This window comes from Afipia sp. 1NLS2 (genome assembly GCF_000178995.1).
GTDB lineage: Bacteria > Pseudomonadota > Alphaproteobacteria > Rhizobiales > Xanthobacteraceae > Afipia.
The window spans coordinates 340,500-360,883 of the sequence record NZ_ADVZ01000001.1 but is presented as its reverse complement, the minus strand read 5'-3'; the positions used below and the strand labels follow the sequence as shown (position 1 = coordinate 360,883).

At 61.5% G+C, this 20,384-nt stretch carries 20 protein-coding genes and 1 tRNA gene; 8 read left to right on the top strand and 13 right to left on the bottom strand.

Annotation, left to right across the window (positions count from 1 at the left end):
- Positions 1-259 precede the first annotated feature (259 nt).
- The 3 genes from AFIDRAFT_RS01735 to AFIDRAFT_RS01725 all read left to right on the top strand — a co-directional run bounded on the left by AFIDRAFT_RS01735 (position 260) and on the right by AFIDRAFT_RS01725 (position 1,490).
- Entirely contained in the window at positions 260-634 is a 375-nt protein-coding gene (locus tag AFIDRAFT_RS01735) for a phasin family protein (RefSeq protein ID WP_009337270.1), read from the top strand.
- 148 nt (positions 635-782) lie between these two features.
- Positions 783-1,208: a phasin gene (locus tag AFIDRAFT_RS01730; RefSeq protein WP_009337268.1), complete on the top strand. Its 426-nt coding sequence runs from the start codon at positions 783-785 to the stop codon at positions 1,206-1,208.
- A 205-nt stretch (positions 1,209-1,413) separates the two neighbouring features.
- A tRNA-His gene (locus AFIDRAFT_RS01725) sits at positions 1,414-1,490 on the top strand.
- A 31-nt stretch (positions 1,491-1,521) separates the two neighbouring features.
- Here AFIDRAFT_RS01725 and AFIDRAFT_RS01720 read toward each other — a convergent pair.
- The 3 genes from AFIDRAFT_RS01720 to AFIDRAFT_RS01710 all read right to left on the bottom strand — a co-directional run bounded on the left by AFIDRAFT_RS01720 (position 1,522) and on the right by AFIDRAFT_RS01710 (position 3,660).
- Positions 1,522-2,577: a HoxN/HupN/NixA family nickel/cobalt transporter gene (locus tag AFIDRAFT_RS01720; protein ID WP_009337266.1), complete on the bottom strand. Its 1,056-nt coding sequence runs from the start codon at positions 2,575-2,577 to the stop codon at positions 1,522-1,524.
- 4 nt (positions 2,578-2,581) lie between these two features.
- Positions 2,582-2,860, bottom strand: coding sequence for a metal/formaldehyde-sensitive transcriptional repressor (locus AFIDRAFT_RS01715; protein WP_009337264.1), 279 nt, complete (start codon positions 2,858-2,860; stop codon positions 2,582-2,584).
- A 170-nt stretch (positions 2,861-3,030) separates the two neighbouring features.
- A complete protein-coding gene (locus AFIDRAFT_RS01710; RefSeq protein ID WP_283804989.1) occupies positions 3,031-3,660 on the bottom strand; it encodes a helix-turn-helix domain-containing protein in 630 nt (209 codons plus the stop codon).
- 5 nt (positions 3,661-3,665) lie between these two features.
- Between AFIDRAFT_RS01710 and AFIDRAFT_RS20450 the strand changes: the two genes are divergently transcribed.
- The gene (locus tag AFIDRAFT_RS20450; RefSeq protein ID WP_502685474.1) at positions 3,666-4,058 is read left to right on the top strand and encodes a GGDEF domain-containing protein; all 393 of its coding nucleotides are present in this window, start codon (positions 3,666-3,668) and stop codon (positions 4,056-4,058) included.
- 81 nt (positions 4,059-4,139) lie between these two features.
- Here AFIDRAFT_RS20450 and AFIDRAFT_RS01700 read toward each other — a convergent pair whose 3' ends face one another.
- The gene (locus AFIDRAFT_RS01700) at positions 4,140-6,536 is read right to left on the bottom strand and encodes a bifunctional diguanylate cyclase/phosphodiesterase (RefSeq protein ID WP_009337258.1); all 2,397 of its coding nucleotides are present in this window, start codon (positions 6,534-6,536) and stop codon (positions 4,140-4,142) included.
- Between the two features lie 176 nt (positions 6,537-6,712).
- Positions 6,713-6,988, bottom strand: coding sequence for a metal-sensitive transcriptional regulator (locus tag AFIDRAFT_RS01695; protein ID WP_040297959.1), 276 nt, complete (start codon positions 6,986-6,988; stop codon positions 6,713-6,715).
- Between the two features lie 45 nt (positions 6,989-7,033).
- Here AFIDRAFT_RS01695 and AFIDRAFT_RS01690 point away from each other — a divergent pair, with 45 nt between their 5' ends.
- Positions 7,034-9,448 (top strand): heavy metal translocating P-type ATPase, encoded by a 2,415-nt coding sequence (locus AFIDRAFT_RS01690; RefSeq protein WP_009337252.1) that lies wholly within the window; start codon positions 7,034-7,036, stop codon positions 9,446-9,448.
- Between the two features lie 307 nt (positions 9,449-9,755).
- On the opposite strand, the gene AFIDRAFT_RS01685 is transcribed toward AFIDRAFT_RS01690, so the two are convergent.
- Both AFIDRAFT_RS01685 and trxB read right to left on the bottom strand, forming a co-directional pair.
- On the bottom strand, positions 9,756-10,679 hold the full coding sequence (locus AFIDRAFT_RS01685; protein WP_009337250.1) for a LysR family transcriptional regulator: 924 nt from the start codon (positions 10,677-10,679) through the stop codon (positions 9,756-9,758).
- 2 nt (positions 10,680-10,681) lie between these two features.
- Complete coding sequence (gene trxB / locus AFIDRAFT_RS01680) at positions 10,682-11,647, bottom strand: thioredoxin-disulfide reductase (protein ID WP_009337248.1); 966 nt, start codon at positions 11,645-11,647, stop codon at positions 10,682-10,684.
- 274 nt (positions 11,648-11,921) lie between these two features.
- Between trxB and AFIDRAFT_RS01675 the strand changes: the two genes are divergently transcribed.
- Positions 11,922-12,395: an Lrp/AsnC family transcriptional regulator gene (locus AFIDRAFT_RS01675; protein WP_009337246.1), complete on the top strand. Its 474-nt coding sequence runs from the start codon at positions 11,922-11,924 to the stop codon at positions 12,393-12,395.
- Between the two features lie 8 nt (positions 12,396-12,403).
- A complete protein-coding gene (locus AFIDRAFT_RS01670) occupies positions 12,404-13,162 on the top strand; it encodes a sulfite exporter TauE/SafE family protein (RefSeq protein ID WP_009337245.1) in 759 nt (252 codons plus the stop codon).
- A gap of 6 nt (positions 13,163-13,168) precedes the next feature.
- Here the strand turns inward: AFIDRAFT_RS01670 and AFIDRAFT_RS01665 are convergent, their stop codons facing one another.
- The 5 genes from AFIDRAFT_RS01665 to carB all read right to left on the bottom strand — a co-directional run bounded on the left by AFIDRAFT_RS01665 (position 13,169) and on the right by carB (position 18,468).
- Entirely contained in the window at positions 13,169-13,570 is a 402-nt protein-coding gene (locus tag AFIDRAFT_RS01665; RefSeq protein ID WP_009337243.1) for a DoxX family protein, read from the bottom strand.
- 120 nt (positions 13,571-13,690) lie between these two features.
- A complete protein-coding gene (locus AFIDRAFT_RS01660) occupies positions 13,691-13,981 on the bottom strand; it encodes a hypothetical protein (protein WP_009337241.1) in 291 nt (96 codons plus the stop codon).
- 81 nt (positions 13,982-14,062) lie between these two features.
- The gene (locus AFIDRAFT_RS01655; RefSeq protein ID WP_009337239.1) at positions 14,063-14,344 is read right to left on the bottom strand and encodes a GIY-YIG nuclease family protein; all 282 of its coding nucleotides are present in this window, start codon (positions 14,342-14,344) and stop codon (positions 14,063-14,065) included.
- A gap of 167 nt (positions 14,345-14,511) precedes the next feature.
- Positions 14,512-14,988, bottom strand: a complete 477-nt coding sequence (gene greA, locus AFIDRAFT_RS01650) for a transcription elongation factor GreA (protein WP_009337238.1) — start codon at positions 14,986-14,988, stop codon at positions 14,512-14,514.
- A 150-nt stretch (positions 14,989-15,138) separates the two neighbouring features.
- Positions 15,139-18,468 carry a carbamoyl-phosphate synthase large subunit gene (carB, locus tag AFIDRAFT_RS01645; protein ID WP_009337237.1) on the bottom strand — a complete coding sequence of 1,110 codons (3,330 nt, stop codon included), beginning with the start codon at positions 18,466-18,468 and terminating at the stop codon, positions 15,139-15,141.
- A 1,103-nt stretch (positions 18,469-19,571) separates the two neighbouring features.
- Here carB and AFIDRAFT_RS19940 point away from each other — a divergent pair.
- Positions 19,572-19,736 (top strand): hypothetical protein, encoded by a 165-nt coding sequence (locus AFIDRAFT_RS19940; RefSeq protein ID WP_009337236.1) that lies wholly within the window; start codon positions 19,572-19,574, stop codon positions 19,734-19,736.
- Between the two features lie 336 nt (positions 19,737-20,072).
- On the opposite strand, the gene AFIDRAFT_RS01630 is transcribed toward AFIDRAFT_RS19940, so the two are convergent.
- Positions 20,073-20,324, bottom strand: a complete 252-nt coding sequence (locus AFIDRAFT_RS01630; RefSeq protein WP_009337234.1) for a hypothetical protein — start codon at positions 20,322-20,324, stop codon at positions 20,073-20,075.
- Between the last annotated feature and the right edge of the window lie 60 nt (positions 20,325-20,384).

Below are 20,384 nucleotides of genomic sequence, written 5' to 3'. Positions count from 1 at the left end.
CGATGTGGGCCTTACAGGCTGATTATCAATGGGACGGCGGATGAGTCCACCGGGGGCAGGGAGGCAGCGGCCCAAACCGGCGATAACCTTAACTCCCGCGACGATGCCGCAGGGCGATTGCAAAAAATACTGCGTCGGTCACGATGAGCATTGGATGGCTGTCACGCCGCGCTGTCATGATGCAGGAACCGCCCGGCCCTGCCGTCCGTTGGTCTTCACGAGGCTGGCAAGTAGCCGGTACGAACAGGAGCGAGACGCCATGGCTGACAACAATCGTTTCGAGATTCCCCAGGAAATGCGCTCGATGGCGGAAGCCAGCTTTGACCAGGCTCGCAAGGCGTTCGAGAGCTTCCTCGGACAGGCCCATCAGACCGCCAGCACGCTGACGGGAACGGGCGAGACGGCGCGCGCCAACGCCAAGGACATTACCGCCAAGGCGATTTCGTTTGCGGAAAAGAACGTCCAGTCGTCGCTCACCTATGCCCAGCAGCTCGTGCACGCCTCGGACCTGACCGAGATCATGCGGCTGCACTCCGAATACGTGCAGGCGCAGATGAAGGCGCTCGCCGAACAGGCCTCCGAAATGGGCCAGGCCGTCACCAAGGCGGCGATGGATACCGCAAAGCCACGCTAAGTCAGTGGCTTAAGATAAAATTAGCGCAATGCAATAAAAATATTGCATTGCACAAAATATGACTTATATTGGTTTGGTCAGAGGCTGGTGGCCGGTCTTATTGCCGGGCTGCGCGTGGCCTCCTTTCCCAGGCTGAGGACATGCCAATATGAGCAACCAAGCGTTTTTCACCACGACTCCTTTCCAGATTCCCGAGCAGTTCCGTGCGTTTGCCGAAAACGGCGTCAATCAGGCCCGCGACGGCTACCAGAAGCTGAAGGCCGCCGCCGAGAGCAACAACGAGGCCCTGGAAGCCGTTTATGCTTCGGCCACCAAGGGCGCGAGCGGCTTCGCCGCCAAGCTCGTCGAAATTGCCCAGGCTAACGTCACTTCGTCGTTCGATTTCGCCCAGTCGTTCGTCGGCGTCGGCTCGCTGCCGGAGGCTGCGGAACTGGTGAGCGCCCATACGCGCAAGCAGTTCGAGGCGCTGACGGCCCAGTCGAAGGAACTGGCCGAGTTCGGTCAGAAAGTTGCGACCGAAACCGTTGAGCCGCTCAAGGCCAGCGTGACCAAGGCGTTCCAGAACGTCGCCTAAGCGATTTCAGGATTGATCCATGAACGGCCGGGCTTGCCCGGCCGTTTTTGCGTCCGGGCCCCTGGCGAGCCTGGAATTTCTCCCGCTCGCTCAGCCCGCGATCTGATAGAATCTCTTGTTACAGAATGGCTTGTCCGGTCTTGCCAAAGCCGGGCGCTGCCCCTAGTTTCCGCGCGTTCGCAGCCCTCAGGGCGCGACGAAGGATGCAGTTGTAGCTCAGCTGGTTAGAGCGCCGGATTGTGGATCCGGAGGTCGGTGGTTCGATCCCACCCAACTGTACCATCGCCAGAGCGAAGACATCTGCCGCTCCTGCCTAGATTGAACTCCATCCTATCCAGCCGGTGTACAGGCCGACCATCAGGATCAGGGCGACCGACGCATAGGGCGCATTGCGTGCGAACCGGCTGAACCCAGACCAGCGCTTTTCGATGTGCTGGATGCTCAGCGCCGCGATCACGCCTGCCGACACCATCGTCAGCGCAAGGCCAAAGCCGAAACACAGCACGAGGACGAAGCCCAGACTCAACTGCTTGAGCTGGATGCAGAGAAGCAGAATCGTAATGGCCGCCGGGCAGGGGATCAGACCGCCGGAAAGGCCAAAGAGTACGATCTGCCATGTCGTGACGGTGCGTCCGGCGAACCGCTTCCGGATGTCGGCGGCATGAGCGCGCGCGTGTGCATCGTCCTCCTCCCCGAGGTCCATGTGGGAATGGTCATGCTCTTCAAACGCCAGTTCGAATGTGGGATGTCCCGGCAACGAAAGGCGCACTTGAAAAGCGTGTGGCTCGGGAATTTCCTCAACGCTTTCGAGAACGTCACCGCTTCGAACAAAATTGAAGAATTGCCGGCTGCCGTCCGATCGCAGCGTTTCCAGTCTCACACTTCCTGCGTCGGGGAGGGGCCCGCGCTCAGCCCCGATACGCCAGCGCGGCGGTACGCCGTCCTCGAACACCTCAAGAGTTAAAAGGGACTGACCTGCTTCGACGGACTGAGGTTCGTCGTGATGGTGATGATCGTGTTCAGCGTGATTGTCCCGCCATATCCGCCAAGCCATCCAAATGGCGACGCCAACGATGATGATGGCCGAGCCGAGCTGAAAGTATGCTTCGCTCTGCTCACCCCATTCGCGCCCGAAATACAGTCCGGCAGCGGCGACGATCCAGACGATTGCGGTGTGAGAGAGCGCGGCGGAAAGGCCCAGCAGCGTGGCCTGAAAGACGGTCCCTCTGATCGCCACAATGAATGCGGCCATCATTGTTTTCGAGTGGCCCGGTTCGAGTCCATGGAGCGCGCCCAACAGGATGGCGCTCGGCACGAACAGCCAGGCGTGAGCCGTGCCTTGCTGCAAGAGTTGCGCGAAATCGGTCATCGGATCACTTCAGATAGGTTCGAACGACGTCGATGAGATCGGCCGCGCCTTTGGCCTTCTCCGGGTCCTTCTCATGGGCGGGATCGACGACGTGGTGGCGGATGTGGTCTTCGAGCAGCTCTGCCGTAAGGCCCGTGACAGCGCCGCGAACCGAGGCCACCAGCATCAATACATCGGCGCAGCCGATTTCGGCCTCCAGCGCCCGTTCCACGGCTTCAAGTTGTCCCTTGATGCGTTTCACGCGGCCCAAAAGCTTGGACTTGTTCTTGATGGTGTGTGACATAAAAAATAAGATAGGGGGATACCCTATATTGATCAATCCCATTCTTCCGGTGCTGCAGGACTGCTTGCTAGGGCGGCGCGGCTTGAGCGGATCGGGATAAGCGCATGGAGTGCCGGGTTGCCGGCAGCATCACTTGCGATGCCAGCCTCGCTGGTCATCCCGCTTTCGCCTCAACACGGCGTCGGCTTCGGGCCCCGCTTCAAGGAGACGTCGACTATTCCTGCGCGACGTCCTGGGCTATCCCATCTCGCGTTCAAGGCCCACTTATTCAAGTCAGCGTGGGCATCATCAATGGCGCGGGTTACCCAGTCCGATAAAAAGACTTGAACTAGTCTGCTGTCAGTGCTGTCGCGTGCGGAACCAACAATTCCCGACATCTTCAATACTTTCAGCTTGTCAAAAAAGCTGCCTCGGGAAATTTGTGCGAGCGATAGCAGCGACGAGGTGCGCGCGCCATCATTGCGATAGAGGCCAAGAACGAGTTGGTACCTCTGTCCAAATATTCTTATGCCCAATCGTCTCTGCAGGTTGCTCACGAGCCTTGATATTGCGGTGGCGGCGTCGGATTGATGGAACGGCCAATCAGAGAAAAAGGCGAGTTCTTCATCCAGAACCTTTCTGGCTTCGCCAGTCAGCGTAAATTTTCGGCGACGCCTATCGGCGGTTTCACGCACGGACTCGATGAGCCCCTTATAGCAAAGCGTGCCCAGCCGTCTCTCTAGCGTGGCGGAGGAGGGGCGCAGCAAACATGAGAGGTCTTTGTAAGAAGCCTCTCCCGCTTCATGCAGCAACGTGAGAATTTCATATTCGTGCGAGAAAATATCGATGCGATCAAGTCATTCAATTTGTCGCGCAAAGTATGCGAAATCAAGCGCGGTCGGATTGGCTTATTGCGCGTCATGGTGGTGAGGAGTTCGCCATGATCATGCCGCGAACAAGCCTGCGAGATGCCTTCGAGGCGGCGGTTGGCCTGAGTACGACCATGCAAAGAAAGTCTCTGATACGCCGATCGACCGGTGAGAATCTTGGACTTGTCACTGTGTCGGTCGGAGTGGCGATCTATCGAGTCGATGGAGGCACCGAGGATTTGTTTGAGCGCGCTGATGCGAAGCTATATGAGGCCAAGCGACAAGGGCGCAATCGGGTGTGTTGCGAAGACGCAGTAATCGGAACGCCTGTGAGCGACTCGCGGCGCTGATAACGACAGGAATACCATGCCCGTTAATTCGTAAATGCGGCCTGCGCAGCCTCTGTAGCAAATGGACATGCGCCAGGCTTGCTATACCGCTTTCGCGGTCAACATGGCCTCGGCTTCGGGTACCGCTTCATTATGGGTGAAGTGGCGGAAATTCTCGATCGCCGCCGGGCGCCCGATCAGGTAGCCCTGAATCTCGTCGCAGTTCTGCTCGCGCAGGAATTTCATCTCGCCTGCGGTCTCGACGCCTTCGGCGAGCACCGGCAGACCGAGCCCGCGCCCGAGCCCCAGCACCGTGCGCACGATGGTCGCCGCCTGCTCGTTGCTGTCGACCGACTTGATGAAGGAGCCGTCGATCTTGATCTTGTCGAACGGGAAGGCGCGCAGGTTCGACAGCGACGAATAGCCGGTGCCGAAATCGTCCATCGCGATGTGAACGCCCAGCGCCTTGATCTGGCGCAGCGTCAGCAATGCACGGTTGAGGTCGCGCACCAGCGCGGTTTCGGTGATCTCGAGTTCGAGCCGGTTCGGTGAAAGCCCGGTTTCAATCAGGATGCGGTGCACGAGATGCGCGAAGTTCGGGTCGTAGATCTGCAAGGTCGAGACGTTGACCGCGATGGTCAAGGGTTGCGGCCATGACGCGGCTTCGCGGCAGGCGGTGCGCAGGACCCATTCGCCGATGCCGAGAATAGCTCCGGCTTCTTCCGCGATCGGAATGAACGTCGCAGGCGAGACATCGCCGCGCGTCGGATGCTTCCAGCGCAGCAGCGCCTCGAAGCCAGTGACGATATTGTTCTGGATGTCGTGCTGGGGCTGGTAGACCAGCCGCAATTCGTTGCGGGCCACCGCATGGCGCAGATCGTGCTCGATCATCCGCCGTTCGCGGACCTCGGCGCCCATCTTCGCCTCGAAAAAGCGATAGGTGTTACGGCCTTCGGTCTTGGCGCGATACAGCGCGGTATCGGCATGGCTGAGAAGCATTTGACGGTCGTTCGCGTCGTCCGGATAGAGCGCGATGCCGAGGCTGCTGGAGATGCCGTCGGTCTCCGGCGTATCGCCCTTGAGGCGCAGCGCGGCGAGGACGTTTTCGGCAAAGCGGCGGGCGGCGTCGGCGCGGGCGATGTTCGGCAGCAGGATCGCGAATTCGTCGCCGCCGAGACGCGACATGATCTGCCCGCTGCCGAGCAGGCCGCCGATACGATTGGCGACCGTCTGCAGCACCCTGTCGCCTGCGGCATGGCCGAACAGGTCGTTGACCTCCTTGAAGCGGTCGAGGTCGAGGCAGAGCACGGCGAGTTTGTTGTCTTTCGGGAGGGCCGCAAGCGCTTCGTCGATCGCTGCATTGAATGAGGTGCGATTGGGCAGCGAGGTCAGCGCATCGTGATGGGCGAGATAGCGGATGTGCTGCTCGTTCTTCTTGCGCGCGCGCAGATCGCGCACGGCGACGACATGATGAGGGCGTCCCGCGTAGTCGATCGGCCGCAGGATGACTTCAGCCGGAATCATCGATCCGTCGTGGTGGCGCAGGGTCACTTCCATCGGCTGGTTCGACGAGGTCAGCAGCCGCTCGCGCGCGGTGTCGTCCGGAAGGCAGAGGTCGAGCTTGTTGCCGACCGGCATGGCCGATGACAGGCCGACCAGTTGCGCGAAACTTTCATTGACGGTCACGATGGTGTCGCCGTCGCAGACCACGAGGCCTTCCACGGCGGCGTTGGCGAGGCCACGCATCCGGTCGGTCTCAAGCTCGGCGCGGCGTCTGTCGCGGACATCGAGCGCGACTGCGGTCAGCGAGAGCAGGATGATGGTGAGGCTTGCCGCACAGACGAGGATCGCGAGCAGGGCCGGCGGCAGCGCGGTGGCGGGAACGGCGATGTTCGGATCGGGAAGAATGGTCACGGCGGCCATGCCGGTAAAATGATGGCTGCAGATCGCCAGCGTCAGCAGCGCAGCGCCTGCGGCTTTCCACTTCTCGGACTGGTCATGCAGGCCGACCGGCAGCGCGATGGCGCCAAGCGTTGCGCCCAGCACGATGGACCATGCGACCATGCCGAAATCCCAGACCACGATACCCGCGATCTCGAATGCGGCCATGCCGGTGTAATGCATCGCGGCGATGCCGCCCGCGACGATGGCGCCGCCCAGGGCGGGACCCGCGCTCCAGCCCGGGATCATCGCTACCACCAGGCCGCCGCCGGTCAGCAGCATGGCCACCACCAGCGATATCGCGGTGAGAGCGATGTTGTAACCGCTCGGAATGCCGGGCGAGAAGGCAAGCATCGCGATGAAGTGCGTCGACCAGATGCCGAAGCCGATGGCAACGGCGGACACCGCGAGCCAGATGTGGCGCATCTGCCCCTGCACGGTTCGCGCATGATGTAGCAGGCGGAAGGCGGCGAAGGATGACAAGCCGCAGACAATGGCTGCGAGAACGACCAGCCTCAGATCGTGGGCGGTCGCGATACAATTATAGATTTTGAACATGGAAACCGGTTGCAGCAGCAGGGGTACGGGATTGCATGCAACCTAGGCCGGCGTTCTGTAAGAAGTTGTAAACCCGGCGACCGCGATGCCGCCGACCCTTCGTTAAGTTTACGAATTGGTTGATTGGTTCGTTCAAACGCGAACGAAGCGTGCCGGAGCGGGGAATCGGCTACCGGCTACCGGTCGGCGCGGCTCACCACGTCCATCAGTTCGGCAATTTTCTTACGCTGATCGGCCTTGTCGCCCGAGCGGATCGCATGCTCGACGCAATGCGCCACATGATCGCGCAGGATTTCCTCCTCGACGCGGCGCAAGGCGGCGCGCGCGGCGGCGATCTGCGTCACGACGTCGATGCAGTAGCGGTCCGCCTCGATCATGTCGCTGAGGCCGCGAATCTGGCCCTCGATGCGTTTCAGCCGTTTTCGACAGGATGACTTGATCTCGTCTCTCATATCGTCCATATACCCCCTAGGGGTATAAAGATCAAGGTGGATGCCATGGCTCACGATGCGAACGGGGAATCAGGCTGCTGCGGCTCCCATGGTACGAAAGCGCCTGTGGCTGCCGCGCATTCTCACGAGACACATGGCTCCTGCTGCCACGGGGCGGCCACGGACGCAGCGCCGGTGGCGATCGACCCGGTCTGCGGCATGAAGGTCGACCCCCGTGCCCCGAAAGGCGGACGCTTTACTTACAAGGGCACCGAGTACGTGTTCTGCGGCCAGCGCTGCCATGATCGTTTTGCAGCAGAGCCGGAAAAATTCCTTGCGCCAAAACAACCTGAACCCGAGGCCGCGCCCGGCACGATCTACACCTGCCCGATGCACCCCGAGGTGCGCCAGATCGGTCCCGGCTCCTGCCCGAAATGCGGCATGGCGCTGGAGCCGGAAACCGTTTCGCTCGACGACAAGCCCGATCCCGAACTGATCGACATGCGCCGCCGTTTCTGGATCGCGCTGGTGCTCACCGTGCCGGTGTTCGTAATTGAAATGGGCGGGCATCTGTTCGATCAGCATCTGGTGTCGCCGGTCATGTCGAACTGGCTGTCGCTCGCGCTCGCAACTCCGGTGGTGCTGTGGGCGGGTGCGCCGTTCTTCGTGCGCGGCTGGCGTTCGGTCGCGACGTGGAATCTCAACATGTTCACGTTGATCGCGATGGGCACCGGCATCGCGTATCTTTACAGCGTCGCGGCGGTGCTTGCGCCGCAGGCGTTTCCCGAAGCGTTCCGCGACATGCATGGCGGGGTCGCGGTGTATTTCGAATCCGCGATGGTGATCGTGACGCTGGTGCTGCTCGGGCAGGTGCTGGAGTTGCGCGCGCGCGAAAAAACATCGGGCGCCATCCGCGCCCTGTTGTCGCTTGCCCCGAAGACGGCGCGCCGCATCAAGAACGGCACTGACGAAGACATCGCGCTCGATGCGGTCGTGGTCGGCGACCTGTTGCGGGTGCGGCCCGGCGAGACGGTGCCGGTCGACGGCACGGTGAAAGAGGGCCGCTCTGCCGTCGATGAATCGATGGTCACCGGCGAATCGATGCCGGTGACCAAGGAAGCGGGCGCGCAACTGATCGGCGGCACGCTGAACCAGAGTGGCGGGCTTGTCATGGTCGCCGACAAAGTCGGTCGCGACACGGTGCTGTCGCGCATCGTCGATCTGGTCGCCAAGGCACAGCGTTCGCGCGCGCCGGTGCAGCGATTGGCGGATTATGTCGCGGGCTGGTTCGTGCCCGCCGTGGTGGCGGCGGCGGCGATTGCTTTTGCTGCGTGGGCGATGTTCGGCCCCGAGCCGCGCTATTCCTTCGCGCTTCTCGCAGCGGTGACGGTGCTGATCATCGCCTGTCCGTGCGCGCTCGGCCTCGCCACGCCGATGTCGATCATGGTGGGCATCGGGCGCGGCGCGCGCTCCGGCATTCTGGTGCGCGATGCGGATGCGCTGGAGCGGATGGAGAAGATCGACACTTTCGTGATCGACAAGACCGGCACGCTGACGGAAGGCAGGCCCGATGTCGTTGCGATCGAGACTACGGAGAATTTCAGCCAGAACGAATTGCTGCGTCTCGCCGCGAGTGTCGAACAGGCGAGCGAGCACCCGCTGGCGGCGGCCATCGTCGCGGCGGCAAAACGCCGCCAGCTTGTCTGCAGCAAGGTCGAGGACTTCGATTCACCGTCCGGCAAGGGCGCCAGCGGGCGCGTGGAGGGCAAGGCCATTGCGCTCGGCAATGCGGCGCTGATGCGGGATCTGAAGATCGATACCTCAATGCTCGATGACACGGCGCAAGAGCAGCGCGGGCAGGGCGCGACGGTGATCTATGCGGCTGTCGATGGCGTCGTGCGCGGCATCATCGCCATCGCCGATCCGATCAAGGACAGCGCGCGGTCCGCGCTTGAGCGCCTGCGTGCGGCAAAGCTGCACGTCGTCATGCTGACGGGCGACAACATCGCCACCGCACGCGCGGTCGCTGAACGGCTCGGCATCACCGAGGTCGAGGCCGATGTGCTGCCCGAACACAAAAGCGAAGCTGTGCAGCGTTTGCAAAAACAGGGCCGCCGTGTCGCGATGGTCGGCGACGGCGTCAACGACGCACCCGCGCTCGCGGCCGCTGATGTCGGCATCGCCATGGGCGGCGGCACCGATGCGGCGATCGAGAGCGCAGGCATCACGCTGTTGCGCGGCGACTTGATGGGTCTCGTGCAGGCGCGGGCCTTGTCGGTCGCGACGATGCGCAACATCCGCCAGAATCTGGTGTTCGCCTTCCTCTACAACGCGGCCGGCGTGCCGATCGCGGCTGGTATTTTGTATCCGGCCTTCGGCCTGCTGTTGTCGCCTGCGATTGGTGCTGCGGCCATGGCGTTGTCGTCGGTCAGCGTGATCGGTAACGCCTTGCGGCTGGCGCGGCTGCGGCTGTCCGCATGATGCAGCTCACGCCATAGTGAAGGCAGGACGAACGGAATGCCTGAAACGAAAAAAGCCGGGCAAAAAGCCCGGCTTGTTAGTCGACAGCCTTGAGAGGCCGATACGATCATCCTTCCTTCCGTTTTCACAGTTGGAAAGATTCCGATGCAGGGGTCCGCAGGAGGAGGGGACAGGATGCAAACCGGTGCATCGGACGAAAAGAGTATCGTATCGAGCGGCGATGTATCGCAACAGCGGGTTTGGAATGTCAGTCATGCGCAAGATGCGTGCGACATTCTTACCTACGACATTTTGCATACATCTCTGGCTATGACGGCCAGCGCTGCGCCTTGCTGACGATGAAATCGCGGAACACCTGGACGCGTGCCACCGACTTCAATTCTTCGGGATAGACGAAATATGCATCGAGTTGAATCGAATCGTCCTCACCGAACAGTTGCAGCAGGCGATTGGCTTCGTCGATGAGGTAATCCGGCAGCGCGGCGATGCCGATGCCTTGCTGGCAGGCACGGACCAGGCCGAGCACGTTGTTGACCTTGAAGAACGGCTCGCGCGGCCCCGCGCCGTTACGTCCGGCCTCGATCAGCCAGTTTCTGTTCTGCAGATGTGGCGGCAGGTTCTGCGCGTTGAGCACGATCAACCGGTGATTGTCCAGTTCCTCCAGCGTGCGCGGCGTGCCGAATTTCTTGGCGTAGTCCGGCGAGCAGTAGGCGTGGAAGCCGATTGAAAAAAGTTTCCGCTGGATGAGATCGGGTTGCGTCGGCTTGCGGGTGCGCAACGCGACGTCGGCCTCGCGCATCGAGAGGTCGAGTTCCTCGTCGGTCAGAGTCAGCGCCAACCGGATTTCCGGATAGAGCGAGGTGAATTCGGTGAGCCGCGGCACCAGCCAGTTGATGCCGAGACCGGGGGAGGTCGTCACCTTCAGCTCCCCGCTCGGCCGCTCGCGGCTGTCGGTCAGCTTGGCGCGTGCCGCCTGCAACTGCATGAAGACGTCATGCGCGGTGCGGAACAAAAGGTCGCCCTGTTCGGTGAGGATCAAGCCGCGGGCATGGCGGTGAAACAGCGACACCGACAATTCCTGCTCCAGCGCGCTGACCTGGCGCGACACCGCCGATTGCGACAGCCCGAGCTGCTCGCCCGCATGGGTAAAGCTGCCAGCCTCGGCTGCGGCGTGGAACACCTTCAGCTTGTCCCAGTCCATATCGGTCAGTCCGTCGTGAGATCGGGCCATGATTACTCCGCTGCGGCGCGTTCGCTCGCACGGGCGGCAAGGAAACGCTCGGCTTCGAGCGCGGCCATGCAGCCCATGCCGGCGGCCGTCACGGCCTGCCGGTAATGTTCATCGGCAACGTCTCCGGCGGCGAACACGCCGGGTACGGAGGTTGCGGTGGAGTGCGGGGCGATCTCGATATAGCCCGAGGGTTTCAGCTTGAGCTGGCCCTGCACCAGTTCGGTCGCGGGCGCGTGGCCGATCGCGATGAAGACGCCATCGGCGGCCTGCTCGCTGATCGCGCCGGTCTTGAGATTGCGCAGGCGCACATGCGTGACCTTGGAGGGGTTCTGCTCGCCGGCGATTTCCGCGATCTCGCTGTCCCACACCACCTTGATCTTGGGATGCTTGAACAGGCGGTCCTGCAGGATGCGCTCGGCGCGCAGGCTGTCGCGGCGGTGGACCAGCGTCACCGAGGAGGCGAAGTTCGTGAGGAACAGCGCTTCCTCGACCGCGGTGTTGCCGCCGCCGACCACGATGACTTCCTTGTTGCGGTAGAAGAAGCCGTCGCAGGTGGCGCAGGCCGAAACGCCGAAGCCCTTGAAGGTTTCTTCGGAGGGAATGCTGAGCCAGCGCGCCTGTGCGCCGGTCGCGAGGATCACGGCCTCCGCGAGATAGACGTCGCCGGAATCGCAGGTGATGCGGAACGGCGACTGCCCAAGCTCGAGTTTGTTGACGTGGTCGGTGACGATCTTCGCACCGACATGGGTCGCCTGCTTTTCCATCTCCGTCATCAGCCAGGGGCCCTGGATGACGTCGGAAAAGCCCGGATAGTTTTCCACGTCGGTGGTGATGGTGAGCTGGCCGCCCGGCTGGATGCCCTGGATCAGGACAGGCTCAAGCATCGCACGCGCAGCATAAATTGCTGCGGTGTAACCTGCTGGGCCGGACCCGATGATAACGACTTTGGCGTGAATAGGAGCGGCCATGGACAACTCTTCGATTTGACCTTGAGGACGAAGCGCCCTTTGGCAAACCGGTGGCAAATCGGTGAAAATCAGAGAGAAATTGCCACCACCGCGGCGCTCATAGTCTGGTTGGGACAATGTAGGCTTTCCTACGAGCTATGCAAGATTTGCAACCCCCCATCGGCAATTTTCCCCAAGCCAGCAGGCCTCAAGACCCGCGCAATAAAATTGCGCAACGGCGGAGAGCCCGCTACAAGCTCGAATTGTTGCGCCGCGAACAGGAGCCGGGGAGCCCGTGACCAAACAACTCGACGCCATCGACCTCAAGATCCTGCACGAGCTGCAGGAGGACGGCCGCATCACCAATGTGGAACTGGCCAAACGGGTCGGCATTTCGCCGCCGCCCTGCCTGCGGCGTGTCCGGGCGCTGGAGGACGAAGGTTACATCCACGGCTATCGCGGGCTGCTCGATCCCAAGGCGCTCGGCTTCGATGTCACGGTGTTCGCGTCCGTCCATCTGTCGAGCCAGGCCGATGCCGACCTGCGTGCCTTCGAGGCGTTCGTGAATGCCCAGCCGATCGTGCGCGAATGCTGGATGCTGTCGGGTGAGGTCGATTTCATCCTGAAATGCGTCGCCTCCGACATGGCGGCCTTTCAGGACTTCGTGACGCATCTCACCGCCGCGCCGCATGTACAGAACGTGCGCACCTCGCTGGTGCTGCACAATTCCAAATACGCGCCCGCCGTGCCGCTGGAATTGAAAGTCTGAACGCGCACATGAGCGTTACAGATTTTCTGCTGCTGGCTGGAGGAGGCTTCCTCGCAGGCATCGTCAACTCCGTCGCCGGTGGCGGCACCTTCCTGTCCTTCGCGGCGATGATCGCCTGCGGGCTGAATGCGCTGGAAGCCAACGCCACCAGCGCGGTCGCGATCACGCCGTCCAATCTCGCGACCGTCGCGGCCTACCGTAACGAAGTGAAATCGCACTGGCGCGAATTCATTCCGTTCGCGGTGATCGGGGTGATCGGCGGTGCGATCGGTGCGGGGCTTTTGATCTGGCTTGGTAATGCGGGCTTCAAGCCGCTGGTGCCGTGGCTGCTGCTGTTCGCGACACTCTTGTTCGCGTTCAGCGGCCCGATCCGGAAATTCGTCGAGCCGTGGTCGGTGCGCGCGGAGACTGGCGTCCGCATCGCGGCCTATGGGCTGATGGTGGTGGTGTCGATCTATGGCGGTTTTTTTGGCGCAGGCATCGGCTTCGTCATCCTCGCCGCGCTGCTCATTCTTGAAGGCGGCGACTATCACAAGGCCAATGCGATCCGCATCACCATCGCCTTCCTGATTCAGGCGGTGGCGGCGGTGCTCTTGATTTTCGGCGGGCTGGTACACTGGCCGCATGCGATCGTGACGATGATCTCCGCCTCCGTGGGCGGCTATTGCGGCGTCGGCTGGGCGCGAATGCTGCCGGATAAAATAGTCCGCGCCGTGGTGGTGGCCATCGGCGCGGCTTTGACTGTGATTTTCTTCGTCAGGCCGTAAGGCAGATCAGGATCTGCCGCGCGCGGCGTCGATGCTCCACGGCCCGGGGCCTGCGGCGAAGATGTACAGGAACACGAAACAGTACAGCACCGCGAGTTCGCCGCCGTTCAGGACCGGGAAGAAGCTCTTGGAGGCGTGGACCATGAAATAGGCCACCGCCGTGAAGCCGCAGAGGATGAACGCGGTCGGTCGTGTGAACAGGCCGAGCACCATCAGCGCGCCGCCGATCAGTTCGATCAGGCCCCCGATGCCCATCAGCGATCCGATCTGCACGTTGGCGAATTGCGGCACGGCCGGAAAATGCAAAATCTTCGCCGTGCCGTGCTGAAGGATTTCAAGTCCGGCGATGAAGCGTAGGACGCTGAGAACTTGCGGCTGCCAGGGCGCCAGGGTTCGTTCGATGCTCATCGGTCCTCTCTTTGTGAAGATGGCGATGATTCATCGTATCGCATGGCGCGATTCGGAACCAAGCCATCGCCGAACAAAAATATGTGCGAAGCATGCGAGGGCCGCGGCATATTGGCGGGCCTACGGGGTTTTGCCGTCAGTTTTGCCGGGCGAAGGTTCGCCCTGAATGCAACGGATCTCCGCAGGCTGGCAGGCGGGGCCGATGTTGGAGCAGACCGGTTTGTCCGCGATGTCGTTGCGCGTGTAACTGATGCATCCGTCGGTCCAGTGCAGGCATTGCGGCGGGCCGGTATGAACGGACGTTTCTGTCGGCGCGGCTGATTGCGTTTGTGCCGGCCCGTCCGGCGGCACGGGCAGTAATTCGTCGGCGCGCGCGGGGCTTGCCGTGAGTATGACGGCCAGTGCCAGCATCTTGATTGATGCCATCAATGCCAGTTGAGAACGCCGCATTTTATCCCAGTCGTTCCCGCGCAGGCGGGGACCCAGCTCTCTTCAAACAAGTTGATCAGATAAATCCCGCCATTCCGGATTGTCCCGTTCGATCAATCGTATCTTCCAGGCACGATTCCATTTCTTCATTTGCTTTTCTCGTTGGATGGCCTCTGTCGCTCTGGAATAAGTTTCAATGTACACAAGGCGGTGCACGGAATATCGATCTACGAATTCCGACCCTTGGCCGGACCGATGTAACGCGAGCCGTGCTGTGACGTTATTGGTGACGCCAATATACAGTGTTCCGTTGCGGGCGCTGGCGAGGATGTAGACGCAAAACATGGCTGCCTCTTGGGCAGGAAATCTACCTTTTTAAGATAGCTCTGGGTCCCCGCCTGCGCGGGGACGACGCCGAGATACTTGCGTGTTTTGTACTGACGTTCAATTGCCTCAAAAAAAGGCCGGGCAGATGCCCGACCTTTTTCAGAACCATTGAAGCTCGCGGAAGGCTACTTCCAGTCGACCTTCGCGACCTCGTAGGCTTTGGCGCCGCCGGGCGCGACAACCTCGACGGAGGTGCCCTTCTTCTTGCCGATCAGCGCGCGCGCGAGCGGCGAGGTGATCGAGATGCGGCCCTTCTTGGCGTCGGCCTCGGTCTCGCCGACGATCTGGTAGACGACCTTTTTCTCGGTGTCCTCGTCGATCAGCGTGACGGTCGCGCCGAACTTGATGGTATCGCCCGACAGTTTCGAGACGTCGATGATGTCGGCGCGCGCGAGCTTGTCCTCGAGCTCGGCGATGCGGCCCTCGTTATGCGACTGCGCTTCCTTCGCCGCGTGATATTCGGCGTTCTCGGACAGGTCGCCATGCGAGCGTGCTTCCGCAATCGCCTCGATGATGCGCGGGCGCTCCACCGATTGGCGCTGCTTCAATTCGTCTTCGAGAGCCACAAGTCCGGCGGCGGTGATTGGAAGCTTCTCAACCATGTCGTCTATTCCTCGATTTCATGTCCGGCCAAACGCCGGGCCTGAAAAACTGTCTGTCAGGCCATTGGCGGCCAAACCGAAAAGAACATGCACAGGACAGGCTGGTTCCCGCACAGTTCTGGCGATCCGCCCCGGAGGCGGCGTCAGACCTCAAAGATCGGAAAAATAACCCTGCAAGGTGCGAACCTCGAGGTCTCCGCCCAAGTAGGCGCGGATGCCCTGCGTGGCCGCCACGGCACCTGAAAGTGTGGTGTAGTAGGGCACTTTATGCAAGAGGGCAGCGCGACGCAGAGAACGGCTGTCCGCCAGCGCCTGCGGGCCTTCGGTGGTGTTGAACACGAGCTGGACCTCGCCATTGGTGATGGCGTCCACGATGTGGGGACGGCCTTCCAGCACCTTGTTGATCTTGTCGGCGGCGACGCCGTGATCGGCGAGATAGCGCTGGGTGCCGGAGGTCGCGATCACCTTGAAGCCGAGCTTGGTCAGGATGCGGGCGGGCTCCAGGATGCGCTCCTTGTCGCTTTCGCGCACCGAGATGAACACCGTGCCGGTGCGCGGCACGCGGGTGCCGCCGCCGAGCTGGCTCTTGGCGAACGCGACCGGGAACGAGCGGTCGATGCCCATCACCTCGCCGGTCGATTTCATCTCCGGGCCGAGCACGGTGTCGACACCGGGGAAGCGCGCGAACGGGAAGACCGATTCCTTGACGCCGACATGGCCGAGCTTCTTCGGCTTCAGCTTGAAGGAGGCCAGCTTTTCGCCCGCCATGATGCGCGCGGCGATCTTGGCGACCGGCAGGCCCACGACCTTGGCGACGAACGGCACCGTGCGCGAGGCGCGCGGATTGACCTCCAGCACGTAGATCTCGCCGTCCTTGATCGCGTACTGCACGTTCATCAGGCCGACCACGTCGAGGCCGAGCGCCAATTCGCGCGTCTGGCGTTCGAGCTCGGCGATAGTCGCGGCATCGAGCGAGTGCGGCGGCAGCGAGCAGGCCGAGTCGCCCGAGTGAATGCCGGCTTCCTCGATGTGCTCCATAATGCCGACGACGAAGGTGTCCTTGCCGTCGCACAGACAATCGACGTCCACTTCGGTGGCATCCGACAGATAACGGTCGAACAGCAGCGGGTTCTTGCCGAGGACGGTGTTGATCTGGCCGGTCTTGTCGTTCGGGTAACGCGCCTTGACGTCGGCGGGCACCAGCTCCGGCAGCGTGCCGAGCAGATAGTCGCCGAGCTGGTTGTCCTCGCGGATGATCTGCATCGCGCGGCCGCCGAGGACGTAAGAGGGACGGACCACCAGTGGCAAACCGAGTTCTGCCGCCACAAGCCGGGCCTGCTCGACCGAATAGGCGATGCCGTTCTTCGGCTGCTTGAGATGCAGTTTGTCGAGCACGCGCTTGAAGCGGTCGCGGTCTTCGGCGAGGTCGATCGCATCCGGCGAGGTGCCGAGGATCGGCACGTCGGCATCTTCGAGCGCGCGTGCGAGCTTGAGCGGAGTCTGGCCGCCGAACTGCACGATGACGCCGTGCAGCTTGCCGTTGGAGCGCTCGGTGTCGATGATCTCGAGCACGTCTTCGGCGGTGAGCGGCTCGAAATAGAGCCGGTCGGCGGTGTCGTAGTCGGTCGAGACCGTCTCCGGGTTGCAGTTGACCATGATGGTCTCGTAGCCCGCGTCATGCAGCGCGAAGCAGGCGTGACAGCAGCAATAGTCGAATTCGATGCCCTGGCCGATGCGGTTCGGGCCGCCGCCGAGGATGACGACCTTGTTTTTGTCGGATGGGTCGCTCTCGTCTGCGACCTTGCCCGCGAACGGGGCCTCATAGGTCGAATACATGTAGGCGGTGGGCGAGGCAAACTCGGCCGCGCAGGTGTCGATGCGCTTGAACGCAGGGCGCACGCCGAGCGCGCGCCGTGCGGCCTTTACCTCGGCGTCGGTGGTGTTGGCGAGTACCGCGAGGCGGGCGTCGGAGAAGCCCATGCTCTTGAGCGAGCGCATCGCGAACGCGTTGTCCGGCAGGCCGTGCTCGCGCACCTTCTGCTCGGTCTCGATAATGCCGCGCATCTGCGCGAGGAACCACGGGTCGATCTTGCAGGAGTTGAAAATCTCCTCGTCCGACCAGCCCAGCCGCATCGCCTGCGCCACCTGCAAAATGCGGTTTGGCGTCGGCGTGCCAAGGGCGGCGCGGATCGCGTTCTTGTCATCGCCTTGGCCGAGGCCATCGATTTCGATCTCGTCGAGGCCGGTCAATCCGGTCTCAAGCCCGCGCAGCGCCTTCTGCAGGGACTCCTGGAAGGTGCGGCCGATGGCCATCACTTCGCCGACCGACTTCATCGAGGTGGTCAGCGTGGAGGATGCGCCGGGGAATTTCTCGAACGCGAAGCGCGGAATTTTGGTGATGACGTAATCGATGGTCGGCTCGAACGACGCGGGCGTTGCGCCGCCGGTGATGTCGTTGGCGATTTCATCGAGCGTGTAGCCGACCGCGAGTTTCGCCGCGACCTTGGCGATCGGGAAGCCGGTGGCTTTCGACGCCAATGCAGAGGAGCGCGACACGCGCGGGTTCATCTCGATGACAACCATGCGGCCGTCCGCCGGGTTGACGCCGAACTGCACGTTGGAGCCACCGGTCTCGACGCCGATCTCGCGCAGCACCGCCAGCGAGGCGTCGCGCATGATCTGGTATTCCTTGTCGGTCAGCGTCAGTGCCGGTGCCACGGTGATCGAGTCGCCGGTGTGCACGCCCATCGGATCGAGGTTCTCGATCGAGCAGACGATGATGCAGTTGTCCTTCTTGTCGCGGACAACCTCCATCTCGAATTCTTTCCAGCCGAGCACCGACTCTTCGATCAGCACTTCGTTGGTGGGCGAGGCGTCGATGCCGCGCTCGACGATCTCGATGAATTCGGCCTTGGTGTAGGCGATGCCGCCGCCGGTGCCGCCCATGGTGAAGGAGGGGCGGATGATCGCGGGCAGGCCGATTTCCTCCAGCGCGCGCAGCGCGTCGGGCAGGGTCTTGGTCTGGATCGAGCGCGGGGATTCGAGGCCGATCTTGTCCATCGCCTCGCGGAAGCGGCCACGGTCCTCGGCCTTGTCGATGGCGTCGGCGGTGGCGCCGATCATCTCGACATCGAATTTATCCAGCGTGCCCTGCTTGCGGAGCGACAGCGCGCAGTTCAGCGCGGTCTGGCCGCCCATGGTCGGCAGCAGCGCGAAGCCGCCGGGGATGACGTGGCGTTCCTTCTCGATGATCTTGGCGACGATTTCCGGGGTGATCGGCTCGATGTAGGTCGCGTCGGCCAGATCCGGGTCGGTCATGATGGTGGCCGGATTGGAGTTGACCAGGACCACCCGGTACCCCTCTTCCTTCAGCGCCTTCACGGCCTGGGTGCCGGAGTAGTCGAATTCGCAGGCCTGGCCGATCACGATGGGGCCAGCGCCGATGATGAGGATCGTCGAGATATCTGTACGTTTGGGCATTAAGTCTCGCAGGCAGGAAGGCCAGCCGGAATTTCGGCACAAAAAAAGGGCGCGCAGCCGCGCGTCCCTTGAGCCAAGAGCGCGATTTTCGCGCGCGAGGTGTCTTTAGACCAGAATCCCGTGTGGTGGAAGGGTTTAAACACCCCCATCAACCGGCAATTTGGGGCATTTCGGGCTGCTTTCGCCTGCTTTTTGACACCGCGGCGTTGAGCCATGGGACAGGCTGCCGGGCAGGATGGATGCCGTCAGGGCCAAGCGAGGATGGCCCTCGTCTTGTAATCCTGATCGGTTATCCCCACATCATCTTGATCAGTCGGCAAAATCAGGTGCCGATGACGGAGAGACGCTGCTGTGCTCCCGCCTCGAAGAGGGAAACAGCCATGAGCGCCGTTATTTACCCGCTTCACTTTGAAAGACGATTTGCCCGTAAATGGGCACGATCTGCGCGCGATGCATCTCCTGCGCCAATGAGGAGATCGCGGCCTGAGAGCACTGATACCTGCGCTTGCGGTCAGGTTCTCGTGGCGCCCTATAATTCGACTTACTCTGCGAAGGCCGTCATCAACAAATGGCATTGCATGAACTGCAACGCCAAATGGTCGACGATTGCTGACATCTGGCGCGCATAAGCGCGGAATGTGAATGACTGAACCGATCAATTCCAGGGATGTATTGGGTTGATCCAAAGAGTCCTGCCGGAAATGGCGGGGCTTTCATGCAGGTGACTTAGAGAGGGTATTTGACTCATCAATTTCCCATAAGCGGCAAAGTCCGTCATTCCCCGCAAGGACCAAGCCGTGGCAGCAAAGGACAACGGCCTACCTATATGGTCGTATCGCATTTGCCGATCGAGATGGATGGCAGATTTCGTTACCGCATCAGGAATTGCCTTGATGGCAGTGAGCGCATCGTGACCGAAGAACAGCTTTCGACAGCAACTTCGGAGACCGACGATGTATCGTGTGCCTGATGTTTTCGCCTGCGCTCAGGGCTGAAAATCAAGGCCGTTATTAAATTATCTTTTAGAGCCAATTCCTCTCGATGCTTAGGAACGTGAGCGGATTTGATCCATTGGCCTTCTGCGTAACAGAGGGAATTGAAACATGTCAGACCAAAATCAGAACAACGATCAGAGGCAGCAGAGCCAGCAGGGTAACAAGCCAGGGCAGCAGCAGGGCGGCGGCGATCACAAGCCGGGCCAGCAGCAACAGCAGCCCGGTCAGGGCGGCCAGCAGGGCGGCGGGCAACAGAAGCCGGATCAGCGTTAAGCTTCATTTGCGATGATGAAGGTGAACCTCCGGTCTCATGACTGGAGGTTTTTCTTTGCCGTAGCGCAGGAAGCCGTGTCCGCGTGATTGCCGTACGGAGAATTGTGAGAGCAACCGGCCAATTGACTTCATACAGCAAGGATTCAGGGAATGTCCCTCAGATCAAAAACAGAAATGCAGGTCTACACGCACGCGATCAATAATAACTCGCGGTTCGCGAGAGGCTTTTTAATGGGCGTCTGTACGGGCGCCATCGTTTTCTTTGCTGCTCTAAGTCTGGCCTATGTGTTCGATGTCGGAGGCATCCAGCCCTTCGTCGACAGCATCATCCATTGGCTACGAATGCGGGTCCCGACGATCTGACTCGGCGACATTGAACTCGCGGAGTTTAGCCTTGATGTATTCAGCGGGGTCGCCGATCTCCTGAACGATGTCATCGGACGACAGACCGAGCTGATTGGCGGCTTCCAGAAGTCGGCGCGCCAATTCATCTGCGCTTTGGGAGCTGCCGATCTCGCCAAGCTCTAATTTCGCGTGGACGCTGTTAGCGACCCAAAAGTCGATAAATTCTTTCGCGTTTGTCACCATGACAGGACAATAGCAGAAAAGGCTTGCCGGCGGGCGGTTCTGGAGCCGTTCAAGCCGAAG